This window comes from Flavobacterium aquatile LMG 4008 = ATCC 11947 (assembly GCF_000757385.1).
Taxonomy (GTDB): domain Bacteria; phylum Bacteroidota; class Bacteroidia; order Flavobacteriales; family Flavobacteriaceae; genus Flavobacterium; species Flavobacterium aquatile.
This window is the reverse complement of record NZ_JRHH01000001.1, coordinates 554048-575511: the sequence shown is the minus strand read 5'-3', so window position 1 is coordinate 575511 and position 21464 is coordinate 554048. Positions and strand designations below refer to the sequence as shown.

The following is a 21464-nucleotide window of genomic DNA, read 5'->3' as shown; positions in this document are numbered from 1 at the left end:
GATTTAAGAATTTTGATTTTTGATTTAAGAATTACTAATATTTGAAAAATCTCCAACTTCGAGAACTTCTCCAGGTTTTAATTCATTTAAATGGATGTTTCCAACGCGAATTCTTACCAATCGTAACGTAGGAAATCCAACAGCTGACGTCATTTTTCGAACTTGTCGAAATTTGCCTTCATTGATTGTTATGGATAACCACGAAGTTGGTCCATGACGTTCATCACGAATCTTCTTTGCACGATCTGGGAAGTTTGGAACTTCTTGTAAAATTCGAGCTTCGCATTTTTTGGTTAAATACTTCTTTCCGTTAAAACCAATTAAAACGCCGCTTTTTAATTCTTCAATAGCTTCTTGAGTTACAAGTCCATCCACTTGAACGTAATATTCTTTTTCTACTTTTTTACTACGAACAATTTCGCTCATCATTCCGTCGGTTGTAAGCAAAAGTAAACCTTCTGAATCTTCGTCTAATCGACCAATTGCCATAGTATTTTCGGGAAAATTGTATAATTCTCCGAGCAACTTTTTAGGACGTTTTAGTTCGTAAATAAACTGCGATAAATAACCGTAAGGTTTAAAAATTATAAAGTGATGGTGTTGCGACATGAAATCTATTTGTGGCAAAAATACTATTTAATCTGGTAAACAACTATTACATTTTTTAGTACATTTACATTCTTATACTTTTATTTTTATGAATTCTGTTTTACCATTTTTAGTAGTTTTTATTATCGCCTTAGCCATTGGAATTTTTCTTGGTAAATTATTATTTTCAGCCAATTCTAAATCGGAAAAAGCATCATTAGAAGAAAAAATCAATGGTTTATTCTCCCAAATTAATCAGCAAAAAGAGCAATTCCAAATCGAAAGAAATCAATTTGAAAAACAAATTCAACTGGACAAATTAGATTTTGAAAAACAACTCGCAGCGACCAATTTCGAAAAAGAAACTATTCGTTCAGAAAAAGATGCCTTAGCCATTCAATTGTCTAAAAAAGAAACCGATTTTGAAAACCTTTGGGAACGCAACAAAGAGCAAAAGCAAGAAGTGGAGCAATTGCAAGAGAAATTCACTAAAGAATTTGAAAATTTGGCTAACAAAATATTAGACGAAAAAACCACAAAATTCACTGAGCAAAACAAGGAGAATTTAAAAAATATTCTTTCGCCACTGCAAGATAAAATTCAGCTATTTGAAAAGAAAGTTGAAGATACTCACAAAGAAAGTATTGATTATCATGCAGCTCTACGCCAGCAAATATTGGGCTTGCGCGAAATGAATGAGCAAATGAGTAAGGAAACCTTAAATTTAACCAAAGCATTAAAAGGAGACAGCAAAATGCAAGGAAATTGGGGTGAATTGATCTTGGAACGTGTTTTAGAAAAATCGGGATTAGAAAAAGACAGAGAATATTTTGTACAGCAAAGTTTTGTTACCGAAGACGGAAATCGTGTTTTTCCTGACGTAATCATCAACTTGCCAGACGGAAAGAAAATGATTGTCGATTCTAAAGTAACTTTAACTGCTTATGAGCGCTATATAAATGAAGAAGATGACAATTTAAAATCACAATTTTTAAAAGAACACGTCGTTTCTATAAACCGTCATGTTGAACAATTGGGAAGCAAAAATTACCACGATTTGTATCAAATGGAAAGTCCTGATTTTGTATTGCTTTTTATTCCAATCGAATCGGCATTTGCTTTAGCATTAAACGAAGACACGAGTTTATACAACAAAGCATTTGAAAAAAATATTGTAATCGTTACACCTTCTACTCTATTGGCAACGTTGCGTACAATTGATAGTATGTGGACGAATCAAAAACAACAAGAAAATGCATTAGAAATTGCACGACAAGCTGGAGCTTTATATGATAAATTCGAAGGTTTTGTATCTGATTTAATAAAAATTGGAAAGAAAATGGACGAGGCCAAAGTAGAATATCAAGGCGCTATGAATAAACTTGTAGACGGAAAAGGAAACCTAATTACAAGCGTTGAAAAATTGAAAAAAATGGGTGCTAAAGCTAAAAAATCTTTACCAGAAAATATTGTAAACAGAGCCAATGCATTCGATAATTCATTAACCGAATCTGAAAATAATTCAAATTAAAAAAGAAAAAATTATGTTACGAAAAGCCATTATGTATTTTATACTTGCCACAGTTGTAGTATTTACCGCTTATTTTTCATTTGTATATTTTGCTACTTATAGCGAAGGAAATCGTTCGGGTGAATTGATAAAATTTAGTAAAAAAGGGTATGTTTTTAAAACTTGGGAAGGCGAATTGAGTCAAGGAATTTCTGGTGCTCAAATCTTTAAGTTTTCAGTTATGGATAACGAAGAAGAAGTAATTCAGCAAATGAAAGATTTACAAGGCGAATATGTAAAAGTAACTTATGTTGAACGTTACAGAACTTTTCCTTGGTGGGGCGAAACAAACTACTATATTCAAGAAGTTGTAAAAGAAGATTCACCATTTAAAGTAAAATAAATGGAAGGTAAATTTAAAACTGTAAATTCTTCACGTGTAACAATCTCACAATTGATGCTTCCGTCGTATACTAATTTTAGTGGAAAAATTCACGGTGGTTATTTGCTCTCTTTATTAGATCAAATTGCATTTGCATGTGCTAGTAAATATTCGGGGAATTATTGCGTAACTGCATCAGTTGACACGGTAAATTTTTTGGCTCCAATTGAAGTTGGAGAATTAGTTACATTAAAAGCAAGTGTCAATTATGTTGGAAATAGTTCCATGATTGTTGGCATTAGAGTGGAAGCTGAGAACATTCAAACTGGCAAAGTAAAACACTGCAATTCGTCTTATTTTACTATGGTTGCCAAAGATGAAAACGGAAAAAACACAAAAGTTCCCGGATTGATAATTAAAAATCAGGATGAAGTAAGGCGATTTTATAATTGCTTAAAGCAAATTGCCACTAAAAAAGAATTTGATAAGTATGAAGAAGCCTTCGATTATAAGTCGGACGAAGCACTATTAGCATTAAAAGAACACAATGTTAAAGTCGAATTAAATTAAGATTTTTACGAATAAATAACAATAATTACTCAAAATATATTGTCACAATCTAATTAATATTAGGAAATTACATTTTTTTTCTTATTTTTGAAACGAACAAAAAAATCATGAAAAAAAATTACATTCTCCTATTCTCGCTTGTTATATCGCTATCATTATTAATTTTTTCTTGTACAGATAATGATGATGAAGAGCAATATATTCCAGTTTCACCTGTAGTTGTAGATCTAACTCAGGTTCCCTACCCCAAATTATCAGATTATAAGTTTTTTGAAGGCGACATGAAAAATCAAACGCCAGCATTAAACGTGCTTCCTTATGAACCTGCATCATCATTATTTACAGACTACGCCCATAAAAAAAGATTTGTGTGGATGCCAATTGGTACTAAAGCAAGTTACAATGGTGATGGAAATGTATTAGACTTACCTGTAGGTTCTGTTTTAATAAAAACATTTTATTACGACAATGTTCAAAATGTCACTCCAGTTGGAGCAACAAGAATAATTGAAACGCGTATAATGATAAGAAAAACATCAGGATGGATATTTGCTGAGTACGTTTGGAATGCTGAACAAACAGAAGCTTTTCTTGACTTAGATGGTAGTTTTACTGAAATCTCGTGGTTAGAAGATGGTATTCCAAAATCTACAAACTATAGAATTCCCAATGAGGTGCAGTGCATAATCTGTCACAAAAGTGAAGAAATGGTAAATGGTTCCGAAGTTATAAAGCACATTCCAATAGGTATCAAACCTCAAAATTTGAATTTCAATTACAACTATAATGGTGTAACCAAAAATCAATTAACTAAATGGATTGAGCAAGGATATTTGAATAACAATTTTAGTTTACCTACTGCAGAAAATACTACTGTAAATTATAATGATGCTTCTAAATCGGTAGAATTAAGAGCAAGATCTTATGTAGATATAAACTGCGCACATTGTCATCAAAACGAAAGACATTGTGATTATAGACCAATGCGATACGCTTTTAGTGAAACAGCAAATAATTTAACCAACATGGGTGTATGTGTAAACACTCAAGATATGCAAGATTTTAGTCCTTCTTTAAGTAAAATTGTGAGTCCAGCTAACATCAACAGGTCGATGATGTACCATAGATTAAATACTGAAAATGAAGCAATAAGAATGCCTCTTCATGGAAGAACAATAATTCATACTGAAGGAATAAATTTAATAAAAGACTGGATAAATTCATTACAACCATGTCCGTAAATCAACTAAAAACAACCAAACTATAAACAATGAAAAAACTACTACTTTTAATACTTTTCATGACAGGATTTATTTCGTGGTCACAAAGTACTTGTGCAACTGCCGTTCCAGTTACAGCTGGAAACACAGTTGTTGTTTCTATAAATGGAACTCAAATTCCGGCGCCTCTTTGTGCGGCAGAGAATGGTGGCGGAGCTACTTTTGGAAAATGGTATACTTACACTCCAACAATTAACACAACAGTAACTATCACAACAGATATAACTGCAAATACTCCAAGAGTTGACACAAGATTACACGTTTACACAGGAACTTGTAATACACTAACTTGTTATTCTGGAGATGATGATTCCGGAGCAAATTATTCGTCTATTGCAACATTTAATGTTACAGCTGGAACAACATATTATATTGGATGGGACAATAGATGGACTTCTAATGGTTTTACTTTTCAAATAATTGAAAATTCTCAAACACCTACTCCATCTTCACCAATTAACTATACAACTCAATCCATTTCAACTATAAATAGTGATTATAATATCTGTGTTGTTGATATGGATGGTGACCATAAAGATGATATTGTAGGTGTGAATAATAACAACTTAAAAGTACATTATCAAACTGCAACACCAGGAACATTTTCAATAACTAATTTCCCTCTTACTGGTGTTACTTACTTACCAACTTGGAGTTTAGCTGCTGGAGATTATAACAAAGACGGATATAACGATATTGTTTTAGGTAGCGGAAGCGGATTATCAATTTTAAGATCTAATAATACCGGAACTGCTTACACTGGAATAACTCCAGGACAATATATTTTTTGCCAGAGAACCAATTTTGCAGATTTAAATGATGATGGAAATTTAGACATTTTTTCATGCCACGATATTGCACCAAACGTTTATTACTTAAATGACAACGCAGCAAACTTAACTTATTATCAAACTAGTGTTACACCTGGAGCGATGAATTTAGGCGCATCCGGTGGAAATTATGCTACTCTCTTTACAGATTTCGACAATGATGGCGATTCAGACGTTTTTATTTCAAAATGTTCTGGTCCACCTTGTGAACTTATTAGAAATGATGGCAATGGTGTTTACACAAATATTTCTGCTACAGCTCAAGTAAACGTCACTCCAATTCAAACTTGGTCGTCTGCAATTGCCGATTTCGACAATGATGGTGATATGGACATAATTATTACCGCAAGTGCTGGAACACATAGATTTTTTAGAAACGAATTGAATACGTCAAATAGTGTTGAAGAAGCTTACACAAATATTACAGCGGGTTCTGGTTGGGATACTAATACATCAACAAATATTGACAACATTGCTTATGATTTTGACAATGATGGCCGTGTAGATGTTCTTGGTGCAGGAGGGAAAATAATGTTTAATCAAGGAAATAATGTGTTTGCACCTATAAATTATCCTGGGATTTCTGTTGGTGCGGTTGGCGATTTAAATAATGATGGATTCCTTGATATTCAAAATGGAACAACAATAAAATACGCAATTCCAAACGGAAATAACTGGGTTAAGGTAACTTTAGACGGAATTCAAAGTAATAAAAACGGAATTGGAGCACGAATTGAAATCTATGGCGCTTGGGGAAAACAAATTAGAGATATCCGCAGTGGTGAAGGATTTAAATACATGAGTTCATTGAATGCTCATTTCGGAATTGGAACTGCAACAGCGATTACTCAAATTATTATCAAATGGCCATCAGGAATTGTGGATACTATCGATAATCCAACAATCAATTCAGTAGTAAATGTAGTTGAAGGCTCAACATTGGCAGTAGGTGAATTTGCTACAAACGGATTTAGTATATATCCTGTTCCAGCAAAAGACATTCTAAATATTAAAATTGTAGACGGAATTTCTATGAAATCAGCTCAAATATATGATTTAACTGGTAGAATGGTTTTAGAATCAAATTTAACTAACGACTCAATAAATGTTTCCTCATTAACAATTGGAAATTATATTCTTTTAATGAAAGACGATAACGGAAAAGCCTACAGTCAAAAATTCATTAAAGAATAAAAAAATATTAAATTTAAAAAACAGCATCAAAAACTTTATGATTTTGATGCTGTTTTTTTTTAAGTATTTATCCTTTTAAACTCTAAACTCTCCTACAACTTTACCATTTTATATATAGAATTCACAACAGCATTAAAATCGGAGGAAAGTTTCAATTTATAATTTACAAATACATAAATGATTGTTACTATAGTAGATTTAAGAATGATATTGATTACTGGATGGAACGAAAACTCCCAAAAATAAAATGCACAAAAAAGTGAAATTAGTATTGCAAATGAAATCAATGTTTTACTTGTAAACGGAAATAATTTCATCTTTATAACTACAAAAAGCAACTTAGCAATACTATACAAAGTTATGGAAATCAATGTAGCAATTGCCGCACCATCAATACCATACATAGGAATAAAAATCATATTTAAAGTTACAGCCAAAAAGGCAAGCAATAACCCAAGAAAAAGAACCGCTTTATAATATTTCGAATTAAAAATGATAGCATTATTATTACCCAAAATCAAATCAAAATATTTAGATAAACCAATGATAAAAACAACAAAAACTCCTCCACTATAATTCTTTGGCAACAACAAATACAACTGATTGATATTTACCAAAATTCCAACCAAAACCAAACCTCCAATAATCTGTAAAGTAATAGAAGTTTTTTTGTACAAATCATTTAATTCATCATACTTTCCTTCGGTCATTAGCTTTGCTGTAATAGGATACGTAATTTGATGCATAGCTCTACTTGGAACCGCGATTACCGTAGCAATAAAAATGGCAACCGAATAATAAGCAATGTTTCCTATTTTTAAATATTGATTCAACATAGTTTTATCAAGGTCTAAAAGCATGTTGGCAACACTTCCAGATAATATTATAAAACTAGAATAAATAAGTACTTGCTTATAATTATTGGGCAATTTAAAATTAAAATTTATTTTCTGCACCTTGTTGGCATAGAACAACATAATTAAAGTACTAACCAAATAAGCATACATTGTCGCGGTAATAAATTGTGCAACGGTAATGAATTTAAAATAAACCGCAAAAAGCAAAATAGAAATCAAAACTCGTAATCCAATTTCTTTAATAAAATTTCCAAAAACCGATTTAAAATGCACTTTTACCCAAGCATAGAAAATCTCGAAATAACCCATACACAATCCTATAATTGGAATTTGCCATACGTAATCATAAACTATCGAATTTTTTCTTGCTAAAAAAGTTGCAATCGGATTGTAACCAATTATTCCAACTAAAAATATAGGTATAATTGCCAAAAAAGGAAGAAATAAAACAAATGTTAAAAACTGACTTTTCTCTTTATCAGATTTGTATTCTGAGAAAAATTTAAACAAAGTATTATGAACTCCAAACGCCAGAAGCGGAAAAATAACATTAGCCGAAGATAAAATATAACCTGTTAATCCATAAAAATCTTCTCCCAAAAAATGCGGATACATAAACAAAGTATTTGCCGCGCCAATCGCAAAACCCACATAGGTAATAACAAGGTTTTTAATAGATTGGTTGATTACTATTCCCATGAAGAAGTTATAAGTTTGGCTAAATTTTCCGTTAAGTATTTTCTAGAATATTGTTGCAATCCAACAGGGAAAACCTTCAATTTCTGCTTTAAAAATAAATTATAATGTGCTGTAATTACTGACTTTAAAGCTTCCTTTTCATCATAAGTAAAGAAGACGCCGGTGTTAGTAGATTTTATAATTTCAGCAAAATCAGAATCTTTTGGTCCAATAGCAATTATCGGTCGCTCGGAAACCATGTATTCAAATAATTTTCCGGGTAAAATGCTTTTGGTATTTTCAGAATCAATTTCGATTAATAATAAAATCTGTGAAGTTCGTTGATGAGAAACCGCTTCTTTGTGCGAAACATATCCGAGATTATTAAGGTACAAATCCAATTCATATTTAGAAATCGTTTTTAACACTTCTTGACTTACAGCTCCAATTAATTTCAGCTCCAAATCATTCTTAAAACTCGGAATTTCTGCAATTAATTCTGACAAACATTGCCATAAAATTTCCGGATTTCTTTCCGACAAAAACGAACCAATATGCGCCAAACTAAATTTAGAATCTAAAGGTTTTTTATCAACTTTTTCAACATCATAACCATTGGTAATTACTTCAATTGGTTTAGATGTTAAAGCTTCAAATTCGATTTTGGTAGTTTTACTTGTAACAATAATTGTATCGGCAGAATTCAATACTTTGCTTTCTAATTCTTTGTGAATTTTACTAGCATACAATGATAATTTTAACTCTTTATGATATCCTATTGTAGTCCAGGGATCACGAAAATCGGCAAACCATTTTACGTTTAAATCTTCTTTTAATTTTAATCCAATTAAGTGTAAACTGTGCGGCGGACCCGAAGTTACAATGGTATCAATGTCGTTCTCTTGAATGTATTTTTTCAAATATTTAACCGATGGTTTTATCCACAAGAAACGAGCATCGGGAATAAAAATATTACCACGAATCCAAAGTAAAAAACGTTCTAAAATGGATTGTTTTTTTTTGTTAGGAATTATTCCAGAACTGATTTTTTTAGTTTTGTTTTTCGAAAAAAAACCAGCTAATTGGTACGGTTCGAAAATTTTGTTTTTAAGAATAATTGCTTTATCAGAAACTTCCTCAATCAATTGTTTATCAATAATTGGATAAGTAGGATTTTCGGGAATATAAACAATCGGTTGAATATCAAAATCGGGTAAATATTTTACAAACTTTAACCAACGTTGCACTCCTGGTCCGCCAGCTGGAGGCCAATAGTAAGTGATAATTAGTAGTTTTTTTTGTTTCAAAATTATATATTATTTACTCTATTTTGGTAGTTTTCTTTCTCTCAAAATAAATGCCGCCAACCAATAACAACAGCATTCCAATAGTACTGATTAATGCAATGGTGCTTCCTGTTTTTACAACTTGTGGCTCAAATTTAAATTCAATTTTGTGATTTCCTGCTGGAATTGTCATTGCTCTCAAAACATAATCTGCTCTAAAATGACTTGTCAATTTTCCGTCGATGTAGGCATTCCATCCGTTTTTATAATACATTTCTGAGAAAACCGCTAAGCCTTCATTTTTGTTATTAGAAACATAAGTCAAATGATTTGGCAAATATTCTGTTAACTTAATTGTAGCTGTAGAATCGGTTACATATTTTCTTGGTATTCCAAATTTCGAATTTGCTTCAACTTGAGTTACTGCTTCTTTTTTAGTATCCAAATTATCCAAAGCTTTCATTTCATCATCGGCAGATTTTACTACTTTCAAATCAGAAACAAACCAAGCATTTCCATTAATAAACGGATTGACAATTGAAACATCACCGCTTTCTGTTGGAACAATTAAATATTTCACATTCAAGGCATCCAATAATGAGACACTTTTAGTTAACGTCATCGTTTGTGGATCGATCATTTTACCCAAATCGGTAAGTTTTTTATCAATTTGATATTCAAATAATTGTTCAAATCTTCTTGGTCTAACGGCACTATATCCACCAACGGATTTATGAAAATACGAATTTCGTCCTTGTAATCTTCCTTGCAATTCATAAACTCTATAATTTGATTTATCATTAAGAATTTGTAGATCGGCTGGAGTTGGTTGAAATGGTTCGTTTACTTCTCTTGCACTTACGAAATCCTTTTTACTAACGTAATTTTTATCCACAAAAAACAAATCAGAAACCATAAGAATCCCTACCAAAACAACAGCTGTATATTGTGCTAGCTTGTTTTTAGTGTACAACCATAAAACCAAAAATGCAATTGCAATAAAGAAACCTGAGCGCAATAAATCGGCTGCGTACAAAGCTTTTCTATCTTCTTTTAAAGCATCTAAGAAATTAACTCCGAAAGACTTATCTTCACCTTGACTGAACATTTGCAACAATTGTCCGTCCATTGAACCTGCAAAATCGAAAGTTCCTCTAAAGAAAAATAATACGATTAGTAATCCTAAAGTTGTAGCTCCAGCTTTCCATAAACTTGACCACTGCTTTTCTTTATCGGTTGTAAAAAACGAATGAAATCCTAGTATCGCAATAACTGGAATACACAATTCTAGCAATACTTGAATAGATGAAACCGCTCTAAATTTATCATACATCGGAACGTAATCAATAAAGAAATCGGTTACCAATGAGAAGTTTTTTCCCCAAGATAAAATCAGTGAAAAAATAGCTCCAGCAAGGAAAGCATATTTAATTTTTCTTTTATCATGATACAATCCTAAAACGCAAAGAAAGAAAACTATCGCACCAATGTAAGCTGGCGCTGCAACGATTGGTTGGTCGCCCCAATAGGTCATTCCGTAACTTTCTGTAAATTGTTTGGCTTCTTCTGGCGATGCTCCATATTGTAACATGAAATTGTAAACGCTAGAATCTTCGTTTAATTTTTCGCTATTTCCGCCACCAAAAAGTCGAGGAGCAATTAGATTAAAACTTTCTGCAATACCATAACTATACTCAGTGATGTATTCTCGAGACATTGAAGCTGTAGCATTATTTTTTGTTCCATCTGGATTGAAAGTAAGCTCGGTTTTACCACGAATACTAAAATCGGCGTACTCTTTTGTCGCTAATAAATTGGTCGCATTTACACCAATTGCAAGAATCACTGCAACTGCAAATACGCCAATAATTTTCGGTAATTCTTTTAACTCTTTGTCTTTAAATAATTTGTAGCAATAGTAAATTCCGATTATTAACAGTAAAAACAACAAATAATACGTCATTTGAAAGTGATTCGCATTAATTTCTAAAGCTGTCGCAACCATAGTTAACAATCCGCCGACGATGTATCGCTTTTTGAAAACCAAAATAACTCCAGCAATAACCAATGGCATATAGGCAATGGCATGTGCTTTTGCATTGTGTCCAACGCCCAGAATAACAATTAAATAGGTAGATAATCCAAAAGCTAAAGCTCCGAAAAAAGCTTTTAACGGATCAATTTTCAACACCAATAAAAGTGCATAAAAACCAAAGAAATAAAGAAATAAATAATCTGCTGGACGAGGTAAAAAACGTAAAGCATCATCTAAATCCCCTATGTAATCATGCGGATAATTGGCACCTAATTGATAGGTTGGCATTCCTCCAAAAGCTGCATTTGTCCAAAATGGTTCGGCATTTTCAACAGCTCTAAAATCATTTTGTTCTTTGGCCATTCCGGTGTATTGCACAATATCCGATTGGTATATTTTTTTTCCTGAAAGTACTGGATAAAAATAGATTAATGAAATTACTATAAAACCAATTAGGGCTAAAAAATGAGGATATAACTTTTGAATTTGCTTCATTACGTTTTAATAAGTGTTAAATAATGTTCTATTGAAATGTGAATTTCAAGTACTAATCAATCTCTTCATAATCAATATACTCGCCTACTTTGTTCTTTTCACGAGGTTTATCAGATTTTAAATTTGGATTAGGTTTAGCAGTATTTTGGTGTTGATTATTCTGTTGATTTTGATATTGTTGTTGAAATTGCTGTTGTGCTTTATCAACCATTTTTTTTGCTAAAACAGGTAGAAATAATCGAGCTAAAAACTTGATTATGTAGTAAATTACGAATCCCCATAATAACATTTTTACTAGACCTTGAAAGCTTGCTTCTTGCATTGTATTATAATTTTTGTCAAAAATACTAAATTAGTCCGTTCAAAATTAGGAGTTGCTCTTAAATAAATAATAAATATTGTACCTTTAAATTTCTTATTTTTGAAATCTTAAAACCAAATTAAAGATGAAATTAAAATTTTTAACTATCATAATCGCTTTGTTTTGCTTAGAAAACAATTATGCACAACATACCGATGTAATTAACTCCAATCGTCCAGGCGAATCTTTTTCGGCTTTTGCAGTAGGAAAAACAGTAGTTCAGCTAGAATCGGGAATTAATTATTTAAATGAAAAACATACTTTATTAGATTACAAAGCAAATGGTTTGGGATTGGATTTTGTAACTAGATATGGTTTTTTTAAAGAAGAACTAGAAGCATTACTAGAAATAAATTATCAAAATGACACGTATCAAACAGATTTAGGTTCTAAAGGAAGATCTGGAGTGAAGTCGGCAACGCTTGGTGCAAAATATTTAGTTTATGATCCTTATAAAAACAGAAAAGAAAAAGTAAACATTTACAGCTGGAAAGCCAATCATAAATTTAAATGGAATTCACTAATTCCTGCAGTTGCTGTTTATGCTGGAGCCAATTTAAATTTTAGTGACAATCCGTTTTTACCAGACACTGACAATTTAAGTGTTGTTAGCCCAAAAGTGATGTTGGTGACACAAAATCAATTTGCTGGCGGATATGTTTTTGTTACCAATATTTTTGCCGACAGAATATCAACCGACTATCAAACAATGGAATACGTGATTACTTTAACCAAAGGATTTAATGAACAATGGTCTGGATTTATTGAAAATAAAGGAATACAAAGTGATTATTATGCTGATTTGATTTTTAGAACTGGTGCTGCCTATTTACTTTCTGATAATTTACAACTTGATGCTTCTATAAGTAAAAATTTCAAGGATACACCTTCTATTTTTTATTGTGGAGTTGGTGTTTCATGGCGTTACACCGGAAAATACGAAGACGTAGTTCTTAAAGCTCCAAAAGATAAAAGTTCTAAAAAGAAGAGCAAAAAAGACAAGGAAAAAGAAAAAACAAAAAAGCGTTTAGACGAAGTAGAATTAACAAAACCATAATGATTACAATTAGAGAAGCCAATACAAAAGCATTACTAAAAGACTATATAAAATTTCCTTTTGCATTATATAAAAATCATCCATATTGGGTTCCACCATTGATTCAAGATGAGTTGGAAACTTTTGATAAAACCAAAAATCCAGCTTTTTCCAATGCCGAAGCTTACTTTTATTTGGCATATAAAGACAGTAACATCGTTGGAAGAATTGCTGCAATTATCAATTGGGATGAAGTAAACAATCAACAAAAAAAGAAAGTTCGATTTGGTTGGTGGGATGTTATTGATGATGTTGATGTTACTCAAGCATTATTAGAAAAAGTGTATGAATTGGGTAAAAAAAATAATTTAGAGTATGTTGAAGGTCCAATGGGATTTTCAAATCTTGATAAAGTTGGTGTTCTAACTGAAGGTTATGAAGATTTAGGCTCTATGATAACTTGGTATAATTACCCCTATTATAAAGAACATTTGGAGGAATTGGGTTATAGCCAAGAGAAGGAATATCTCGAAAATAAATTTCCGTTCGCAAATGTAAAACCTGAGGCTTTTGAAAAAATTGTTCCGTTGATAAAAAAGCGTTATCAACTTAAAGAATTGAATTTTTCTAACAATAAAGACATTATGCCTTATGTGGATAAAATGTTTGATTTATTCAATTCATCCTATGCAAATTTATCGTCATTTGTAGCAATTAATGATGTTCAAAAAGAATATTTTAAGAAAAAATACATCAGTTTTATCAATCCCGAATACATAAAATTTGTGATGGATAAAGACGATAATATGATTGCGTTTAGCATTGTAATGCCTAGTTTTTCTAGAGCTTTGCAAAAAGCAAAAGGTAAATTATTTCCATTTGGATTTTATCATTTGCTTAAAGCAAAAAAAGAAAGTAAAGAAGTTTTATTTTACCTAATTGGTGTTGCTCCAGAATACCAAAGTAAAGGTGTTACAGCAATAATATTTGAGGAATATTATAAAACATTTACCGAAAAAGGTATTAAAGAGTGTATTAGAACACCAGAATTAGCCGATAATATTGCCATCCATCAATTATGGAAACATTTTGATCCAGTAATTTTTAGAAGACGAAAAACTTATAGAAAAGAATTATAAAAAAGAAAATCCATTCAAAATTAATGAATGGATTTTTTTATTTTTTACTTACAAGGAATTTCATTTAGAATCATATTTGAAGAAAAATTTAGTGTTTTAGAATCTTTAAAAACCATTTTCCCTTCTTTCTCTTCGCTGTCGCCATAACCTTCAACAAGTGATTTGTTTTTTCGCAAAAAAGCTACTTGTCTAACCGATTCTTTCCCTTCTGAGTTAAAAGTATAATCGGCAATTAAAGTATCGCCTTTTAATGTTCCGACGATTGTTCCAACATTTTTATCTTTTTCAAATATTTTATAAACCAAATCACCACTTACAGTTTGCGATTGCACTAATAAATTTGCCTGAATAGTATCATTTCCTTGAACATATTCGTAACATTCTTTTGTAGCAACTTCTTGAACTTCTGGTTTTGGATTGTCTTCTACAACTGGTTCTTCTGCTTTTTTACACGAAAATAATACTGACAAAACTACGCTCGCTAATAAAATTTTATTTCTCATCATATTGAATTTTAGAATTATAAAAGTACAAAAAAAATCCACTCAAAATTATTGAGTGGATTTTCTATTATTATATATTTAAAATTATGCGTCTAAGTCAACCGTTGTTGCGTCGGCAATTTTCTTATAAGTTCCATTTACTAACTTCTCACGAATAGCTTCAAATGCTGTTAAGGTTTCATCAATATCAGCTAAAGTATGTGTTGTTGTTGGAATCATTCTTAATAAAATAATTCCTTTTGGAATAACAGGATAAATTACAATTGACAAGAAAATACCGTAGTTTTCTCTTAAATCATTTACCATTACCATTGCCTCTGGAACACTTCCTTCCAAATAAACAGGTGTAACACAAGTATTTGTATCACCAATATTGAAGTTTCTAGCTCTTAAACCAGATTGTAATGCGTTTACGTTTTCCCAAAGTTTGTCTTTCAATTCTGGGTGATTTCTCAATAATTCTAAACGTTTTAAAGCACCAACTGTCTGAATCATTGGTAATGCTTTTGCAAACATTTGTGAACGCAAATTGTATTTTAAATAATCAATTATATCTTTATCGGCAGCAAGGAAAGCTCCAATACTTGCCATAGATTTTGCAAATGTTGAGAAATACACATCAATTCCGTCTTGACAACCTTGCTCTTCTCCTGCTCCAGCACCAGTTTTTCCTAGAGTTCCAAATCCATGTGCATCATCAACTAATAAACGGAAGTTGTACTTTTCTTTTAAAGCAACAATCTCTTTTAATTTACCCTGTTGTCCACGCATTCCGAAAACTCCTTCAGTGATAAATAAAATTCCACCACCAGTTTCTGTAGCCATTTTGGTAGCACGTTGAAGATTTTTCTCCATGCTTTCCATGTCGTTATGTTTGTATGTAAAACGTTTTCCCATGTGAAGACGAACACCATCGATAATACAAGCGTGTGCATCTACATCATAAACAATAATATCGTTTTTAGTAACCAAAGCGTCAATACATGACATAATTCCTTGGTATCCAAAGTTTAATAAATAAGCCGATTCTTTCATTACAAAAGCAGCTAATTCTTTTTCAAGTTGTTCGTGAGCATCAGTATGACCGCTCATCATTCGTGCACCCATCGGATATGCCGCACCATATTGAGCAGCAGCTTCTGCATCGGCTTTACGAACTTCTGGATGATTGGCTAGACCTAAGTAGTCGTTCAAACTCCAGTTCAAAATATTTTTCCCTTGAAATTGCATTCTTGGTCCAAGTTCTCCTTCTAGTTTTGGAAAAACAAAGTAACCTTCTGCTTGAGATGCCCATTTTCCTAATGGTCCTTTATTGTTTTGTATTCTTTCAAATAAATCTTTTACCATGATAAATATGTTGTTTTAAAACGATGCAAAAGTAATGATAATTTTGTTTGGATTTTGAATTATTTTAAGTTCCTATTTTTAATAATCGTAATTTAAAAAATAATTTGAAATCAATCGAAAGTCTGTGTGATTTTATCGATGTTTAAACTATTTGCCATCGCTGTAAATATTTCGAAATACGGTCCTTTCAATTGATACAAATCGTCGTGTGAGCCATTTTCTACGGCTTTACCTTTTTCTAAAACTACGATATGTGAAGCATCAATTATTTGAGAAATGCTATGCGAAATGATAATTACGGTTCGGTCTTTTTTAATGGCGTCTAATGAATTTTTAATCTGTTCGGTAGCAATTGCATCCAAACTTGCGGTTGGTTCGTCGAGAAAAATAATAGGTGGATTTTTTAAAAATAATCGTGCAATTGCAATACGTTGTTGTTGTCCGCCTGAAAGCAAATGGGCATCCGAATTATAACCATTAGGCAATTGCATAATTTGGTCATGAATGTAAGCTTGCTTAGATGCCGCTTCGATTTCTAATTGCGTCGCATCTGGTTTTCCGTAAAGAATATTATCGGCGATTGTTCCTTTAAAAATATGATTTTTTTGTAAAACCAATCCGATGTTTTTTCTAAGAAAATCAGTATCATAATCGAATAAATCAACACCATCTAAATAAATTGTTCCTGCTGTTGGCAAATAAAATTTATCCAATAAATTGATGATAGTACTTTTTCCTGCGCCACTTAATCCTACCAAAGCAGTAGTTTCGTTTGGTCTAATTTTGAAATTTATATCCCAAAGCGCTTGCGTTCCATTTGGATACACAAAATCGACATTTTTAATTTCTATCAAACCAGTGATTTTCTCAGGAATAAAGCTGCCGCTTACTTCTTTTTCTTTTTCAGATTCTAAAATATCGAAAAAACCTTCAGAATAAATTAGTGCATCATTTACCTCATCGTAAATTCGATGCAATTGTCTTATTGGAGCAGAAACGTTGTTGAATAACATAATATGAAACATGATTGCACCAATTGTCATCGAACCATTTAGTACAAAATAAGCTGTGAGAATAATGATTACAACAACTCCAATTTGTTCTACAAAACCTTTTACACTATCAAATATAAAGCTGGTTTTTCTAGTTTGCATCTGATTTTCGGTCATGTCGAATTGAATTTTCTTGTGGCGATCGGCTTCCATTGGTTCGCGAACAAACGATTTTATGACAGTAATCGATTCAATTAAACTGATGATTCCGTTGTTTTTAGTTTCACGATAATTGCGCATTCGCCTTCTAAAACCACTCAACTTTGTAGCTTGCAATTGACTGATATAAAAATATATCGGTATAATACACAAACTCACCAATCCGACATAGAAATTTGCGTAAAACATTATAATTAAAGCCACAAAAGCATTTGCAAATAAGGGTAAAATATCAATAAAGAAATTTTGAACTAATCGTGTTAAACTACTAATTCCTAAATCGATACGCGTTTGCAATTTTCCACTTTCATTTTCTGATGATGTGTAAAATTCCATTCTATAAGTGAGAATTTTTTCTACGATAGTTTGCGAAATATCTCTTGTGATGTAAATGCGGAGTTTCTCACCATAAAATTTTTGTCCAAATTGAATTATAGAATACAACAACTCTTTGGATAACAACACAATACTAATTACAGTAAGCAAATAAAATCCTTTCGATAATGGCTCGCCGGCAACCATCAATTCACTTATAGAATCTACGGTGTATTTTAAAATCAATGCATTTACTTGTGCGGCAAATGAACCTAAAAAAGTTAGCAGTAATGTTGCAACCACCAATTTTTTATAAGGTTTAACAAACGGAGAGATTTTTTTATAAAGTGCCGATAAAGTCATATTAATGTGAAGTATTTATCAAAAATAAGACTTTAAAAATTAGTTTTGAAATAAAAAACAATAAAAAAAGCAACCTGTTACAGTTGCTTTCTCCAATTTAATAATGAGTTTCAAATCTTAAAAAAGTATAAAAAATGAGTCCCAAACAAATTTATAACCCTAGAAGAAAATCCAAGAAAAGTTATAAGATATGAACTATTATTAAATTTTTTTTTGCGCTTTAAAAAACTTTTTAAAGTCTAAATAATTTTTCAAAACAAATATTAACCTACTTCGTTAGCAAAGATAAGTTGTTAAAAATTCATGCATCCACGTAGTTTTACGTGTTTTTCATCTTTTTTACGCACATTTTTGAATAATTTCAAATAATACGTCTTTATTTACCGGTTTAGACAAGTAAAAATCCATTCCAATTTCTTTAACTCTATCTTTTGTAGATTCCATAACGTCAGCAGTTACAGCGATTATCGGAATATTTTTATCGTTAATTCCCGAATTTCCGCCTCGAATTTCGATTGTAGCTTCATAACCATCCATAACTGGCATTTGAAGATCCATCAAAATCACATCGTATTTTGACTTTCTTAAAAACTCCAAACCTTCTTCACCGTTAAAAGCATAATCAACCTCGGTATTGAGCCATTTTTTGGTAATCATTTTCAATACCATTTGATTCATAGCATTGTCTTCCACCACTAAAATTCGTTTTCCGTGAAGGTTATAATTGTTTATTTCTTCCAACTTAACTTCCTCTTTTATAGCAACTTTAATTAGATTTATTTTCACATTACAAACCGTTCCTTGATTTACAATACTTTGAACTTCAATGTCGCCTTTGTACAAATTAACCAATGCTTTAACGATGTACAATCCTAAACCAAGTCCGCCGTATTTTCTGGAATTGTTTATTGACTGTTGCGAAAATGAATCGAAAATACTATCAATCTTTTCTTTTGAAATTCCGTCTCCAGTATCAGAAACAATAAAATTTAAGGCAACTTTATCGTTAATAATTTCACAATCCACTTTAAATTTCACGATACCTTCACTTGTAAATTTCAATGCATTCGACAATAAGTTTACAAGAATCTGCCTAATTCTATCTACATCACCAAAGACCATTTTTGGTAAATCTTGACATTGAATGTATTGAAAATCTAGTCCCTTATTTTGAGCTCTGTTTAAAGTATCAGTTCTGATTTCGTTTAATAATCTATATAAATCAAAATCGGCTTCCTCTAATTTAATTTCGTCTTTTTCAATTTTAGAAAAATCCAAAATATCGTTAACTGAACTCAACAAACTACTGGAGGAACTTCTAATTACTTCACATTTTTCTTGAATCGATTTACTATCAGTTTCACCATCAATAGATTCTATAAAATTCATTATTGTGTTTAATGGCGTTCGCAACTCATGACTTATATTAGAGAGAAAATACGATTTCATTTCGTTCATTTCCTCCGACTTTTGAAGCGCCAATCCTTGCAAATTTTCTCTTTCTTCTTTAAGATCTTTAATCAAACTTGCCATTGAAAGTGACAGAAATACTACTTCAAGACCAGTTCCTAGTTTTGAGCTATTTTCTGTTATGAAATTATAAGGCAACAAACTAAAATTTTTCAATATAAAAACAACAAATCCGGTCACTAAAGACAAAATACCCAAGGTAAAAAATGAATATATTTTTTTAGTTTCTACATAGATATGAATTAACGAACTGATAATCAAAATGAGTAGAAGCAATCCAAGAAAATTCATCACTGGATAACCATATTGAAACCATTGTGGAATAAAAATTATTACCAAAAACAACAAACCAAAAAACACATACAAAACGTTAAATAAAGTATTCAATCGAACACTAACTTGCGCGACTTTTAAATAATTTTGGGCATATTTTCCTAAAAAGAATCCTGAAATTATAGCAAATAATAAAACCGATTTATTAGAAAGCCAACCTGCGTTCGGCGTAATGAATTGATAAAAATATCCATCCAATGAAAACTGAAGCAATCCAATAAATACAACGTATAAACCATAATACAAAAACACTCGTTCTTTCATTGCATAGAAAAAGAAAAAGTATAAAATTGAAGCAATTACTAAGATCCCATAAAAAAATCCGAAAACGATTTGTTCAAATGAGGTTACTTCAACTAAATTCATTGGCGTTCTTAAAATAACCGGAGCATTTATAACTTCTCCATCACTTTTTAGATTTATGTAATAATCTGCTGTTTCGTTTGGTAATAAATAAACAGTAAATAATGTTTTTCTGTGCTTAAAACTACGTTCCTTAAACGGAATATTGTCGCCACTTTTTTGGATACTTACCACTTTATTACCGATCACTTTATAGAAGTTGGCAACATCAACAATAGGTCGAGACGATTCTAAATAATATTTTAAATCACTATTTGTTTCGTTCTTTACCGAAAAATGCAGCCAATAGTTATCTGCTGTAAATCCTAAATCATGATTTTCATCATTTAGCGGATTAAATTTAGTTTTATCTATTTTAAGAACTTCATTAATAGACAATTGATTTTGCTTGGAATCAAAAATAGTAGTGAAATTATGCAATGATTTCTGATTGAAATCTATGTTTTTACTGCCTATTATATACTGAGAAAAAGCTGTATTTTGGAAGAACAATAACAGAATTGCAGTCACAAAAATGGTAAGTAATTTTTGTTTCATAGAACTATAAGTTTAATTTGGGTGAAGTTATATACGGAAACAATTTGAATATGGTTTTATTTTGATAAAATAAGATTAAACTATAGATTACAATTGTCGATTAAAAGTGATTATCGTAGTTTTACAAAATCAAGTTAATCCTTTCAAATTATAGCTATGAAACTAGTTTTTGCTTCAAATAATAAAAATAAGATTCGTGAAATTCAACTCTTGGTTTCTTCTACTATTGAGATTGTAAGTTTGGAAGACATTGGTTGCACCGAAGAAATTCCAGAAACTGCTGATACAATTGAGGGAAATGCAGTTTTGAAAGCCAATTATGTAACAGAAAAATATGGGTTCAATTGTTTTGCAGACGATTCTGGTTTAGAAGTCGATGCATTAAACGGTGAACCAGGAGTTTTTTCGGCAAGATATGCTGGCGAACCCAAAAATGACGATAATAACATGAACAAATTATTGTCCAATCTTAAAGATAAAACCAACCGAAAAGCCAATTTCAAAACAGTTATTTGTTTGAATCTAAATGGCGAACAACACCTTTTTACTGGAATCATCAACGGAAAAATCATTGATGAAAAAATTGGAGACAATGGTTTTGGTTACGATCCAATATTTGTAGCCGATAAATACACTAAAACTTTCGCAGAGCTTACCATTGAAGAAAAGTCAACAATAAGTCACCGAGGAATTGCCGTAAAACAATTGATTGAATTCTTACAATAACCGTATTTTTTTTTACAAATAGTAAAGACAAAATAGTTTTTCTATTTGTTATCCT

The 21464-nt window shown here is 31.3% G+C and carries 17 protein-coding genes; 8 read left to right on the top strand and 9 right to left on the bottom strand.

Features of this window, described 5'->3' with window-relative positions; all coding sequences use genetic code 11:
• Positions 1–24: 24 nt before the first annotated feature.
• Positions 25–609 (bottom strand): pseudouridine synthase, encoded by a 585-nt coding sequence (locus LG45_RS02550; protein ID WP_035124092.1) that lies wholly within the window; start codon positions 607–609, stop codon positions 25–27.
• A gap of 88 nt (positions 610–697) precedes the next feature.
• Here LG45_RS02550 and LG45_RS02545 point away from each other — a divergent pair, with 88 nt between their 5' ends.
• The 5 genes from LG45_RS02545 to LG45_RS02525 all read left to right on the top strand — a co-directional run bounded on the left by LG45_RS02545 (position 698) and on the right by LG45_RS02525 (position 6354).
• Positions 698–2119: a DNA recombination protein RmuC gene (locus LG45_RS02545; RefSeq protein WP_035124090.1), complete on the top strand. Its 1422-nt coding sequence runs from the start codon at positions 698–700 to the stop codon at positions 2117–2119.
• A gap of 13 nt (positions 2120–2132) precedes the next feature.
• Positions 2133–2501: a hypothetical protein gene (locus tag LG45_RS02540; RefSeq protein ID WP_035124088.1), complete on the top strand. Its 369-nt coding sequence runs from the start codon at positions 2133–2135 to the stop codon at positions 2499–2501.
• Entirely contained in the window at positions 2502–3050 is a 549-nt protein-coding gene (locus tag LG45_RS02535) for an acyl-CoA thioesterase (protein WP_035124085.1), read from the top strand.
• A 107-nt stretch (positions 3051–3157) separates the two neighbouring features.
• Positions 3158–4291: a hypothetical protein gene (locus tag LG45_RS02530; RefSeq protein WP_035124082.1), complete on the top strand. Its 1134-nt coding sequence runs from the start codon at positions 3158–3160 to the stop codon at positions 4289–4291.
• Between the two features lie 29 nt (positions 4292–4320).
• Positions 4321–6354, top strand: a complete 2034-nt coding sequence (locus LG45_RS02525) for an FG-GAP-like repeat-containing protein (protein WP_081932018.1) — start codon at positions 4321–4323, stop codon at positions 6352–6354.
• A gap of 92 nt (positions 6355–6446) precedes the next feature.
• Here the strand turns inward: LG45_RS02525 and LG45_RS02520 are convergent, their stop codons facing one another.
• Genes LG45_RS02520 through LG45_RS02505 form a run of 4 tightly spaced genes read right to left on the bottom strand, consistent with a single transcriptional unit; the run spans position 6447 to position 12027 of the window.
• Entirely contained in the window at positions 6447–7910 is a 1464-nt protein-coding gene (locus LG45_RS02520; protein ID WP_035124080.1) for a lipopolysaccharide biosynthesis protein, read from the bottom strand.
• On the bottom strand, positions 7901–9196 hold the full coding sequence (locus LG45_RS02515; protein ID WP_035124078.1) for a glycosyltransferase family 4 protein: 1296 nt from the start codon (positions 9194–9196) through the stop codon (positions 7901–7903). The genes LG45_RS02520 and LG45_RS02515 overlap by 10 nt, the downstream gene beginning before the upstream one ends.
• Before the next feature lie 13 nt (positions 9197–9209).
• Positions 9210–11705 carry a YfhO family protein gene (locus LG45_RS02510; RefSeq protein WP_035124076.1) on the bottom strand — a complete coding sequence of 832 codons (2496 nt, stop codon included), beginning with the start codon at positions 11703–11705 and terminating at the stop codon, positions 9210–9212.
• Between the two features lie 52 nt (positions 11706–11757).
• Positions 11758–12027 carry a DUF4834 family protein gene (locus tag LG45_RS02505; RefSeq protein WP_035124074.1) on the bottom strand — a complete coding sequence of 90 codons (270 nt, stop codon included), beginning with the start codon at positions 12025–12027 and terminating at the stop codon, positions 11758–11760.
• Between the two features lie 124 nt (positions 12028–12151).
• Between LG45_RS02505 and LG45_RS02500 the strand changes: the two genes are divergently transcribed.
• A complete protein-coding gene (locus tag LG45_RS02500; RefSeq protein ID WP_035124072.1) occupies positions 12152–13123 on the top strand; it encodes a transporter in 972 nt (323 codons plus the stop codon).
• Positions 13123–14241, top strand: coding sequence for a hypothetical protein (locus LG45_RS02495; RefSeq protein WP_035124070.1), 1119 nt, complete (start codon positions 13123–13125; stop codon positions 14239–14241). The genes LG45_RS02500 and LG45_RS02495 overlap by 1 nt, the downstream gene beginning before the upstream one ends.
• 44 nt (positions 14242–14285) lie before the next feature.
• On the opposite strand, the gene LG45_RS02490 is transcribed toward LG45_RS02495, so the two are convergent.
• From LG45_RS02490 to LG45_RS02475, 4 genes are all read right to left on the bottom strand, one after another.
• Entirely contained in the window at positions 14286–14744 is a 459-nt protein-coding gene (locus LG45_RS02490; RefSeq protein ID WP_035124282.1) for a hypothetical protein, read from the bottom strand.
• An 84-nt stretch (positions 14745–14828) separates the two neighbouring features.
• Positions 14829–16091, bottom strand: coding sequence for a cysteate-C-fatty acyltransferase (gene capB, locus LG45_RS02485; protein ID WP_035124068.1), 1263 nt, complete (start codon positions 16089–16091; stop codon positions 14829–14831).
• 110 nt (positions 16092–16201) lie between these two features.
• The gene (locus LG45_RS02480) at positions 16202–17980 is read right to left on the bottom strand and encodes an ABC transporter ATP-binding protein (RefSeq protein ID WP_035124066.1); all 1779 of its coding nucleotides are present in this window, start codon (positions 17978–17980) and stop codon (positions 16202–16204) included.
• 339 nt (positions 17981–18319) lie between these two features.
• Entirely contained in the window at positions 18320–20683 is a 2364-nt protein-coding gene (locus LG45_RS02475; RefSeq protein ID WP_052087456.1) for a hybrid sensor histidine kinase/response regulator, read from the bottom strand.
• 156 nt (positions 20684–20839) lie between these two features.
• Between LG45_RS02475 and LG45_RS02470 the strand changes: the two genes are divergently transcribed.
• On the top strand, positions 20840–21409 hold the full coding sequence (locus LG45_RS02470) for a non-canonical purine NTP diphosphatase (RefSeq protein WP_035124064.1): 570 nt from the start codon (positions 20840–20842) through the stop codon (positions 21407–21409).
• The last annotated feature ends 55 nt before the right edge of the window (positions 21410–21464 follow it).